10 protein-coding genes are annotated in these 10,145 nt (G+C 48.7%); 7 read left to right on the top strand and 3 right to left on the bottom strand.

Features of this window, described 5'->3' with window-relative positions; all coding sequences use genetic code 11:
- Positions 1-90, top strand: a 90-nt coding sequence (locus CSQ88_RS20895; RefSeq protein ID WP_143449393.1) for an IS3 family transposase, incomplete at its 5' end; no start/stop codon positions are given.
- Positions 91-173: 83 nt separating this feature from the next.
- On the opposite strand, the gene CSQ88_RS20890 is transcribed toward CSQ88_RS20895, so the two are convergent.
- The 3 genes from CSQ88_RS20890 to leuB all read right to left on the bottom strand — a co-directional run bounded on the left by CSQ88_RS20890 (position 174) and on the right by leuB (position 3,711).
- The gene (locus CSQ88_RS20890; RefSeq protein ID WP_099400002.1) at positions 174-1,253 is read right to left on the bottom strand and encodes a metallophosphoesterase; all 1,080 of its coding nucleotides are present in this window, start codon (positions 1,251-1,253) and stop codon (positions 174-176) included.
- A gap of 195 nt (positions 1,254-1,448) precedes the next feature.
- Positions 1,449-2,411 carry an Asd/ArgC dimerization domain-containing protein gene (locus tag CSQ88_RS20885; RefSeq protein WP_180273760.1) on the bottom strand — a complete coding sequence of 321 codons (963 nt, stop codon included), beginning with the start codon at positions 2,409-2,411 and terminating at the stop codon, positions 1,449-1,451.
- Positions 2,412-2,646: 235 nt separating this feature from the next.
- The gene (gene leuB, locus CSQ88_RS20880) at positions 2,647-3,711 is read right to left on the bottom strand and encodes a 3-isopropylmalate dehydrogenase (RefSeq protein WP_099400000.1); all 1,065 of its coding nucleotides are present in this window, start codon (positions 3,709-3,711) and stop codon (positions 2,647-2,649) included.
- Between the two features lie 357 nt (positions 3,712-4,068).
- Here leuB and radC point away from each other — a divergent pair, with 357 nt between their 5' ends.
- The 6 genes from radC to CSQ88_RS20850 all read left to right on the top strand — a co-directional run bounded on the left by radC (position 4,069) and on the right by CSQ88_RS20850 (position 9,986).
- The gene (radC, locus tag CSQ88_RS20875; RefSeq protein ID WP_099399999.1) at positions 4,069-4,743 is read left to right on the top strand and encodes a DNA repair protein RadC; all 675 of its coding nucleotides are present in this window, start codon (positions 4,069-4,071) and stop codon (positions 4,741-4,743) included.
- Positions 4,744-4,792: 49 nt separating this feature from the next.
- Complete coding sequence (locus CSQ88_RS20870) at positions 4,793-5,743, top strand: hypothetical protein (RefSeq protein ID WP_099399998.1); 951 nt, start codon at positions 4,793-4,795, stop codon at positions 5,741-5,743.
- A 163-nt stretch (positions 5,744-5,906) separates the two neighbouring features.
- Complete coding sequence (locus CSQ88_RS20865) at positions 5,907-7,115, top strand: branched-chain amino acid ABC transporter substrate-binding protein (RefSeq protein WP_099399997.1); 1,209 nt, start codon at positions 5,907-5,909, stop codon at positions 7,113-7,115.
- Between the two features lie 150 nt (positions 7,116-7,265).
- Positions 7,266-8,093: an HDOD domain-containing protein gene (locus CSQ88_RS20860; RefSeq protein ID WP_180273759.1), complete on the top strand. Its 828-nt coding sequence runs from the start codon at positions 7,266-7,268 to the stop codon at positions 8,091-8,093.
- A 252-nt stretch (positions 8,094-8,345) separates the two neighbouring features.
- Positions 8,346-9,092 (top strand): basic amino acid ABC transporter substrate-binding protein, encoded by a 747-nt coding sequence (locus CSQ88_RS20855; RefSeq protein ID WP_166829569.1) that lies wholly within the window; start codon positions 8,346-8,348, stop codon positions 9,090-9,092.
- A gap of 93 nt (positions 9,093-9,185) precedes the next feature.
- Complete coding sequence (locus CSQ88_RS20850) at positions 9,186-9,986, top strand: amino acid ABC transporter permease (protein ID WP_099399995.1); 801 nt, start codon at positions 9,186-9,188, stop codon at positions 9,984-9,986.
- Positions 9,987-10,145 lie beyond the last annotated feature (159 nt).

Below are 10,145 nucleotides of genomic sequence, written 5' to 3'. Positions count from 1 at the left end.
TACATCCATTACTATAACCACGACCGAATCAAACTGAAGTTAAAAGGGCTGAGTCCTGTGCAATACAGAACCCAGCCCTTGAGCGCCTAGCTTTTATACTGTCCAACTAATTGGGGTCAGTTCACACCGGGGCTTTTTTCCAGCAACTTTTCCCACAAAGAAAATGGCAAAGCTTACATATCAATATGTTTAATTAATTTGGTCGGGCCATATTGATCATCAAAGCCATAGCTATCGACTTCAACTTTGCCACTGGCACGCACTTTGACCAGCGCCCATGCATAAAAACGATCTTCAGGCAGACTGGTTTCGCCCACATCCGCACTATAGGGGGATCCGCCAGAGCCCACCATCACTTGCCACGCCTTGCCGCCCTTATTCTTTGTGGGCTGCACTGCATTATATATATGCTCGTGCCCGCAGAAATAGATGGCATCAGCGTCTTCAATCACCTGCCAAAACGCCTGCTGATGCTCAGGAAATTTATCCAGGCCTTCCAGCTCTATGCCTGCTTTATAAAAATAGGTGTAAGCCGGTTTGTGGCCAAACACAAATTGGCGCTTTGCGCCGCGAGCCTTAGCCTGAGCCAGATCATCCTTCAGCCAGGCCACCGGCGCATGGCCATCGTTGCCCACTGGATCGGTATTGATCACGGCAAAGTGCACGCCTGCAAAATCAAAAGAATAGGAAAGCTGAGACTGATCGGTGCTGATTTTGTCTGCACTGCCAATTTGCGGTGCATTTTTGGGATTAAATGCGCTGAAATGACTCCCAACGGCGTTTTTCCAACGCGCGGCATCCACAATCAAATCACCCATATTCTCGCGCCAGCTGTCTTCATTACTTTGGCGGGCGATTTTCTTAGTTTTGCCGTCTTCTTTGAATTTTTCCTGCACTTCATGATTACCCGGCACCGGCACCACATAAGTACCGCCTTCCTGCAAGCCGGTCACCATCCCCCGCCAATAGGCATACTGGCGGTTTAACTCAGCTTTATTAGTGGTGTAGCCCATGATCATATCGCCATTAAAAAACAGCGCATGCGGCTTTTGCTGCTGAATTTCACGCAGTATCCGCGACCATGCTTTGGTACTTTGCAGCCAGATACGATCCTGGCCATTCAGAATATTGGAAGGCTCGGCACGGGAATCCCCCACCGTTGCAAACGATGCCACAACCGGATCAGCCTCAGCCGCAAAGCCTGGCAGTGGTGAGCAGAACAGTAAGCCCGCAAAAACAGCAGAAAGTTTCATCAGTGATTTTCCTTGTAAGCTTCAGATACTAACCATCACGAATGACACTGCAGTGACAGCCAGGGCGCAGTGCCATGCAGATCTGATCTGACCTGTTTAAGAAAAAACACTGCCGGAGCGGCTTTCGCCAGCAAAGCCGCTCCTAAAAAAACTTATATTTTATTATCTAAGCTTGCGAGGTTTACCCCTCGCCCCTTAAGCTGCAGCGCCCAACAAACGCAGCACAGCCATTGCACCCAGACGGGTATTGTCCCCAGCCAGCCAAAGCGATACACCCTGGCCGCTGGCGCGCACACGACTCACCCAAACCTTGTCACCGCCGATCACATCCTGCGGCGTAACCAAGCCAGCTGCGCCTTGTGCTTCTAACAAATAAACGCCTTCTGCATCAGTTAATGCCGCTTTCAGCGTATTTAGAGTGACATCCTCAGCAAAACGCACATTCAGGCTAATGCCATGACCAAAGAACATCGGCACACGGGTGCAAGTCAGCGACATTGGCACATCTACACATACGCTGCCGACCTCTGTAATGATGCGCATCTCTTCAGCCGTTGCACCATATTCATCCACAGCGCCAATTGAAGGATGCAAATTAAACGCCATCCGTTTTGCGTAGTGGGCGATCTGCACTTCACTTTGTGCGAACAAAGCGCGTGTTTGCTCCGACAACTCATCAATACCCTGCTTACCATCTTGCGAAACCGACAACATCGCCGTTACGGTTAAGCCCGAGAAAGGTGCTGCTTTAGCCAGCGCTTTTAACACCGGCAATAAAATAGTTGTTACTTCATGTGGCATACGTGCCACGCCACCGCGCTTCAGGCGCGTATCCGGCTCGGCCAAAGGCACATCAGCCCCGCCACTTAAATCAACCACCGCCGCGCCAGCTTCTGCGGCAATTTTGGCGTAACGAATGGCGCATGCCGGATCTTCCCCGCAGAACACCACTAAATCAGGCACTTCCCAATTGAATTCATCCACGCCCAGGATGGGAAAATCCTGGCCACGAAACTCGACCATCTCGCCTTCATCTGTCACCGCCAAAGGAAAAAAGGTGGAGAAAGACTGCGATGTTGCACCCAGCACTTCTAATAAAGTCTCGCCCGAAGTGCTATTTGCCCCGACAACAGCCAGAGAAAGCGGTTTTACAGCCATGATCAAATCCTTTGAAAATATAAAAATACAAAAACCAAAATCTGCAGACACAAAGCGCACGGTTAAACAACACAGAGGGTAAACCAGAAAAAATGCACTCATCCCTGGCGGCATTGCGCTTCACATCAGGCTTTAGCCACGTTGCTCGTACTTGCCGTGAACGATAAGCGGTACTGTCATAAAACAAACAGGGCGCAATATGCGCCCTGCTTATCCATGCGTCCAGCCTAATATTTTACAAAGCTGCGACTACCGCATCGCCCATTTCTGAGCAGCATACCTTTGTGGTACCCGCTTCAAAAATATCAGCGGTACGTAAACCATCAGCCAGTACTTTTTTCACCGCGTTTTCAATCCGCTGCGCCACTGCTTCTAAATTAAAACTGTAGCGCATCATCATCGCCACCGACAAAATCGTCGCCAATGGATTCGCCAGATTCTTACCGGCAATATCCGGCGCTGAGCCGTGGCTTGGCTCGTACAAGCCTTTATTATTAGCATCCAGGGACGCAGAAGGCAGCATGCCGATCGAGCCAGTCAGCATCGATGCTTCATCGCTCAGAATATCGCCAAAGATATTACCCGTAACCATTACATCAAATTGCTTAGGATTACGTACCAATTGCATGGCTGCGTTATCCACATACATATGGCTGAGTGTCACCTCAGGATATTCCTTAGCCACATCGGTCATGATTTCTTTCCAAAACTCGGTGGTTTCCAGCACATTGGCCTTATCCACCGAACACAATTTTTTATTGCGCTTCATCGCAATACCGAAAGCCACATGGGCAATGCGGCGCACTTCTGATTCGGCGTAGAGCATGGTATTAAAGCCTTCACGCTCACCCGCTGCGTTGACGCGAATACCACGAGGCTGCCCAAAGTAGATATCCCCCGTCAGCTCGCGCACGATCATGATATCTAAACCACTGACCACTTCTGGTTTGAGTGTGGAAGCATTCGCCAGCTCAGGGTAAAGAATCGCCGGGCGTAAATTAGCAAAGAGGTTTAAATCTTTACGAATCGCCAGCAAACCACGCTCCGGGCGCAGCGGGCGATCCAGGTTATCGTAAGCAGGGCCGCCTACTGCACCCAACAACACCGCATCGGCCTCACGCGCTAATTTTTGCGTGACTTCCGGATAAGGCGAGCCATACTGCTCGTAAGCAGCACCACCCAAAGGCGCTTCTTCAAGCGTGATCGCCAAGCCTTCTTTTTGCAGCACTTCCAATACTTTACGGGCTTCTCTGATAATTTCCGGGCCAATGCCATCGCCTGGCAATACTGCAATCTTCATACCAATCAACCTTTTGCTAGTCTTTAAATAGAAATACAAGCGCAGCGGACATTTACGCACAAAGCACCGGTGATTTCTGATGCCCATGCTTGCGGCACATAAAAACACACAGGTTTACTTTGGCGAAAGCCTTATAAAGTCTTATTGAACAGACACAATGCGAGTAAAGATTCGCTCCAGATCTTACCTGCTATCGGCAAAGACGCCAACGCAAGCGGGCAGGCTTTTGCTGATAGCCGCCCGATACCAAAGCAAAAAACACCACCCCTTGCCATTTATACCTGCAAACAACAGACAGAACGGCACGTAAATCTGTGCTGCCTAAACTGGAACACGGCAACTCCAAAGCAGCAAAAAATGGCAATCACCGACTGGCCCGAAGACGAGCGCCCCAGAGAAAAACTACTGGCCCATGGCGCAGAATATCTTAGTGATGCTGAACTTCTGGCGCTTTTCTTGCGTGTGGGCGTCAAAGGCAAAAGCGCAGTCGATCTGGCACGGGATCTGCTAATGTATTTTGGCTCTTTAGAACAACTTTTTCAGGCCCCGCACAATGCACTTTGCCAGGTTCACGGCATGGGCTCAGCTAAATATTGTCAATTACAAGCCGTATTAGAGATGTCCAAGCGTGCTCTCCAGGAAGAGCTGCGCAAAGCAGATGCGTTTACCTCGCCCGCTTCCGTCAAAGCTTTTTTAAAATTACGGCTTCGTGGTTTAGACCACGAAGAATTTCACGCCCTGTTTTTAAACACAGCCCATCAGCTGATTAGTGCAGAAACTTTATTTAAAGGCTCGCTGTCGGAAACACGAATATATCCGCGCGAAGTGGCAAGGCGTGCTTTGGCCCTGAATGCCGCAGCAGTTATTGTGGCGCATAACCACCCTTCAGGCAGCCCGCAGCCATCAGATGCTGACATCCATATCACCCAGCAATTACGCAATACACTGGAAATCATCGATGTAAGCTTACTGGATCACTGCATTATTGCCGCACATCAGGTCATCTCGATGGCAGAACTCGGCCTGGTCTAAAAAAGCTCCGGAGCAAACCGATACAGCGGCATACTCCGGAGCCGCCACCATGCGTATCACTCAAAGCCAGGTCAGCCTCAGCGCTGAGCGACAGTTTTCTGCAGAGCAATCATCAACGCTACGCCTGCAGAGCGCCCCAGCCCCCAGCACCGAAGTCACCCTTTCTCCGGCAGCGCATCAGCCACGCTCCCTCAACCACATGGACCAGCATGTTTCACTAATTAAAAGCTTACTGGAAAGTATTTTGGGCTACGAAATAAAATTCTGGGGTTTTGACGGAGAGCTGACACCACCAGAGACTCCATCTTCATCCCCGCAAGCTGAATCAGCAGGCTTTTCATTAGAAACAAAATATACCTACGCAGAAACTGAAAACGCCCAGTTTCAGGCCAAAGGAAAAGTAAAAACCGCCACGGGCATGGAAATCCAATTTTCCACCGAACTCTCTTTAAGCCGCAGCTATGCGTTTTCCAGCCAGACAGAAATCTACTCAGGCAGCATGGCGAGGCCACAAAAAGACCCGCTTATTCTTAATTACGCTGCGGCAGCAGCCACACTCTCTGATCAGAAATTTAACTTTGACCTCAGCAGTGATGGCAGGCCGCAAGAAATCAGCCTGCTCAGACAAGGCAGCGCCTTTCTTGCTTTGGATCGGAATGAAGACGGAAAAATAAACCAGGGAAGCGAGTTGTTTGGAGCACAAAGCGGTGATGGCTTTGCTGATTTAGCTCAATACGACAACGATCAGAATGGCTGGATCGATGAAGGGGATGCCGTATTTGCGCATTTAAAGCTCTGGATAAAAGACGACAGCGGCCAGGATCAGCTTGTTCCGCTGAGCGATAAGGGAATAGGCGCACTTTTTCTGGGCCATGCCCAGGCCCGCTTTAACTTAAACAATTCAAGCAATGAAACGCTGGGGCAGATCCGCTCTTCAGGCATTTATCTGAGAGAAGATGGCAGCGGCGGCAGTATGCAGCAAATCGATCTTGCCGTTTAAGCGTAACAAGATCTTAAACTAAGAGGCGCAAACTGTTCTGTTGCGCCTTTGATACAGCTCATCACAGTTTGCGGAAATTCGATTGCGACGGTAATAGTGAATAGCCTCTAATAAGGCAGGCATCGGCCTGCTGAAGCAATAATTCACACCAAGGAATAGAGACATGACTATTGCACGTTACAGCCTTATCGCGGCTGCCATTCTGACTCTTGGCGCCTGTGGAAAACAAGAAGCCCCCAAAGAAGTGGCCAGTCAGGCCGCAGCTGAAACCGCTCAGCCCGCCGCAAGCAACAGCGGGGACACCGTAAAAATAGCTCACTCCGCACCGCTTACCGGTAATAACGCTCACTTTGGTAAAGACAACGAAAATGGTACACGCATGGCCATCGACGAAGTCAATGCAGAAGGCGGTGCAGATATTGGCGGTAAGAAAGTTAAATTTGAACTGGTTTCAGAAGACGACCAGGCCGACCCTAAAACAGCTACAACAGTGGCACAACGCTTTGTTGATATGAAAGTAGCCGGCATTATTGGCCATATGAATTCCGGCACCACCATTCCAGCGTCCAAAATTTATGCTGATGCCGGCATCCCGCAAATTTCCCCTTCAGCCACTGCTGTGGCTTACACAGCCCAGGGCTTTAAATCAGCTTTCCGCGTAATGAGCAATGATGCTCAGCAGGGGAAGGTACTCGGTGACTTTGCGGTTAAAAAGCTAGCGGCAAAGAAAGTCGCCATTATCGACGACCGTACCGCTTACGGCCAGGGCTTAGCAGATGAGTTTGAAAAAGCAGCCAAAGCCGCTGGCGCTGAAGTAGTTAAACGCGAATTTACCACCAATCAGGAAACCGACTTTAATGCCATTCTGACCAGCATTAAGGGCGCAAAGCCTGACCTGGTCTTTTATGGCGGGATGGATGCGCAGGCTGCTCCACTGAAAAAACAAGCCAAAAAACTCGGCATTGCGGCAAAAATCATGGGGGGCGATGGCACGCAAACCCCGGAATTTATCAAACTGGCGGGTGCTGATTCTGAAGGCATGGTGTCTTCAAGCCCTGGTCAGTCTAAAGAAAGCATGCCTGGCGGCACTGAATTTTTAACTAAATTCAAAGCAAAGTTTGGTGTGGATGTTAACCTTTATGCGCCTTACAACTATGACGCTACTAAAGTCATGATTGAAGCCATGAAAAAAGCAGGCTCGGTTGATCCTGCCAAATACCTACCTGAGCTGCACAAAATCGAATACAAAGGCGTTACTGGCATCATCAGCTTTGATGAGAAAGGCGACATCAAAAACGGCCCGATTACGGTCTACCAGGTGAAGGGTGGGAAGTGGGAAGTGATCGAAGTCGTTGCAGGCGAAGCAAAGTAAGAGTCATAATGGCGTAATCTAAAAAGGCGACCCTTGCGTCGCCTTTTTTTTAAAACGACAGCCTTGGATTCGCTAGCGAATAGCCCTGCCTTGAACTAGGATAAAGACGGCATTCACATAGAAATGCATGCAATACGGGAGAGCAAGACCATGAAACTTGAAGAAGTCTTCGAACAAACGCACAAGCTGCCGACCATACCCAAGGTTGTTCAAGAGCTCATCGATAGCTTTAGTAAAGACGATATCGACATCGAGACCATCGCAAAAAAAATTGCACTCGATCAGGTCATCACCGCTAAAGTACTGCGCCTGGCTAATTCAGCTCATTTTGGCGCTTCCAGACAAATTGCATCCGTCAACGAGGCCGTGGTTGTCCTTGGCTTTAACACGGTTCGTACCTTAGTGGTTGCCTCAGGGGTCACCGGTGCTTTTATTACAACACCGGGCTTTGATCGTAAGCGTTTCTGGAAACACAGCCTGCGTGTGGCCACGCTGGCCAAATGGCTGTCCAAACATGCCAAATATAATGGTGAAATCGCTTTTACCACCGGCATGATTCATAGCATCGGCGAAATGCTTATTCATATTGTGGCCCCCGAGCTAGCCGCAAAAATTGATCAGTATGTCGATAATGGTGCTGCAGACCGGGTTGCTTTAGAAACAAATAATATTGGCTTTGATTATGTCATGGTGGGTGAAGAATTAGCCCGCCGCTGGAATTTTCCGGTTGAAATTCAAATGGCCGTTAAATACCAAAACACCCCGGATGATCAGCAGCCCGCTTCTAAATTAAGCCATATCCTGTACTTGGCCCTGCATCTGACCAAAAATGAAGAAAGCTGCGTAGATACAAAAGCACTTGCTGCCAGCCTGCCCGCCTCCTCACTTGATGTCCTTGCCCTTGATACGGATGCCCTTGGCGTTCACTTGGCAGAGATTAAAGACCTCGCATCAGGCATGGAAGAAATGATAGGCTGAGGCCACCCTGCACAGTATTTATTCATCATTAAAAAGCCGGCCAATTCGCCGGTTTTTTAATGGCATTTGCAGCGCACTGATGATGGTTTGAATCATTTAATTCGCAGCTACATACTTCTTTTTAATCAAAAAAACTTTGCGTTTAAAATGCGGGATAAGCCTGATATTCAAATCATAAGGCAGCACTTAGTCTTGTCTTGCCGGATGCTTAAAAGCAGAGAATCGGTAAACCACCCAAAGCGGAGATTTAACATGTTCAGCAAAAAAAATATAATTCTATTGCTCGCCAGTGCCACGCTGTTTGTTACTCCTGTATATGCTGCAAAAGTTTATCAAGTTGCAACTGACGCAGCTTATGCACCGTTTGAATCCGTAAATGATAAAAAAGAAATTGTCGGCTTCGATATGGATGTGATTAAAGCTGTTGCGCTTAAAGCGGGCATCGAAGTTCAGCTGCACAACACGCCTTGGGAAGGTATTTTTGCGACGCTTAGCTCAGGTGATCGCGATTTAGTCGCCTCTGCAGTGACTATTACGCCAGAGCGCAAACAGAGCATGGATTTTTCAGACCCTTACTTTGAAGCCAAACAACTTATTGCCGTGGGTAAAAAAAGTAATATCAATAATTTCTCCGCTCTGAAAGGCAAAAAAGTAGGGGTTCAAACCGGCACAACCGGTGATGAAATCGTGCAAAAGCTGCTGGGCAAGACCAGCCCTAACATCAAACGCTTTGAATCAACCCCGCTTGCCATTAAAGAATTACTCAATGGCGGTGTAGATGCTGTTGTGGCGGATAATGGCGTAGTCATTAACTTTATCGCCAATAACAAGTCTTCCAGCCTAAAAACCATCGACGATGCAACCTTCGCAAAAGAATTCTATGGCTTTGCTGTAAAGAAAGGTAATAAAGAACTGCTGGAGAAGTTAAACAAAGGCATTGCCGCAATTAAAGCCGATGGTACTTACGACAAAATCCACAAGAAATACTTCGGTAATTAAGCTTAATCATTTAAAATCGAAGCTATATCTTTCAGAAGCGCAATCCTGCTGGGCTTGCGCTTTTTTATTCCGCAATCAGAATATGGCATGACAATGGATTTCATTACCTTTTGGCAACAGATGCAAACCGCCGTTCCCATTCTTTCTAATTTTCAATTACAGATTGTTTGGGAATATCGCTCACTCTTTATCGATGGCATGAAGATGACCATCGGCATTACCCTGATTGCGGTCGTTTTTGGTACGCTGATCGGCTTATTTGCGGGGATGGCCCGCTTGGCAGATGTAAAACATGGCCTGTGGAAATACCCGGTTCGTTTTCTGGTTCGCTGGCCTTCTTCGGCCTACGTCACTTTTTTTCGCGGCACGCCTTTATTTGTGCAAATTTTGCTAACCCACTTTGCCGTCATGCCCATGTTGGTTCACCCAACAGATGGCCTGCTGATTAATGGCGATTTGGCCTCTACGCTTCGCCAAGATTACGGCGCGTTTATGTCAGGTCTTGTGGCACTTACCCTCAATGCGGGCGCTTATATCACCGAGATTTTCCGTGCGGGGATTCAGTCCATTGCCAAAGGCCAGTTTGAAGCCTCGCGCTCCCTGGGGATGAATTACTGGCAAACCATGCGTTTTGTGATTATCCCGCAAGCCTTCCGCCGCATGCTGCCACCACTGGGTAACGAAGCCATCATGCTGCTTAAAGACAGCTCGCTGGTCTCCGCCATTGGCCTTGCTGAGCTGGCCTATGCAGCCAGAACCGTAGCGGGTGCATATTCCCGCTACTGGGAGCCCTACCTCACCATCTCATTCCTCTACCTTATCGTAACCTTGCTGATGGCTGCGGGTGTAAATAAGCTGGAGAAACACTTCCAGTCCAGCGGTGGCATTCACTAATGCCTGGTCCAATACAAAAAAGCCTTCCAGCGATGTGAACTGCACCCCAAAAGTTGGACACCCGTCCATATTTTTGGGGTGTTTTTATGTCCAAGTACTCAACGCAATTCAAGCTCTCTGTCGTTCAGCAATATTTAACTGGCGAAGCAGGTATCAAAA

Source organism: Iodobacter sp. BJB302 (assembly GCF_002735645.1).
Classification (GTDB): domain Bacteria; phylum Pseudomonadota; class Gammaproteobacteria; order Burkholderiales; family Chitinibacteraceae; genus Iodobacter.
Note: the sequence above shows the minus strand (reverse complement) of the source record. Positions and strands in the feature narration are given on the sequence as shown.

What these genes read in the sequence shown, in the direction of transcription:
- CSQ88_RS20870 (WP_099399998.1), top strand. Translation starts at nt 4,793, where the DNA reads ATGCGTATCACTCAAAGCCAGGTCAGCCTCAGCGCTGAGCGACAGTTT.
- CSQ88_RS20855 (WP_166829569.1), top strand. Translation starts at nt 8,346, where the DNA reads ATGTTCAGCAAAAAAAATATAATTCTATTGCTCGCCAGTGCCACGCTG.
- CSQ88_RS20885 (WP_180273760.1), bottom strand. Translation starts at nt 2,411, where the DNA reads ATGGCTGTAAAACCGCTTTCTCTGGCTGTTGTCGGGGCAAATAGCACT.
- CSQ88_RS20860 (WP_180273759.1), top strand. Translation starts at nt 7,266, where the DNA reads ATGAAACTTGAAGAAGTCTTCGAACAAACGCACAAGCTGCCGACCATA.
- CSQ88_RS20865 (WP_099399997.1), top strand. Translation starts at nt 5,907, where the DNA reads ATGACTATTGCACGTTACAGCCTTATCGCGGCTGCCATTCTGACTCTT.
- CSQ88_RS20850 (WP_099399995.1), top strand. Translation starts at nt 9,186, where the DNA reads ATGGATTTCATTACCTTTTGGCAACAGATGCAAACCGCCGTTCCCATT.
- radC (WP_099399999.1), top strand. Translation starts at nt 4,069, where the DNA reads ATGGCAATCACCGACTGGCCCGAAGACGAGCGCCCCAGAGAAAAACTA.
- CSQ88_RS20890 (WP_099400002.1), bottom strand. Translation starts at nt 1,253, where the DNA reads ATGAAACTTTCTGCTGTTTTTGCGGGCTTACTGTTCTGCTCACCACTG.
- leuB (WP_099400000.1), bottom strand. Translation starts at nt 3,711, where the DNA reads ATGAAGATTGCAGTATTGCCAGGCGATGGCATTGGCCCGGAAATTATC.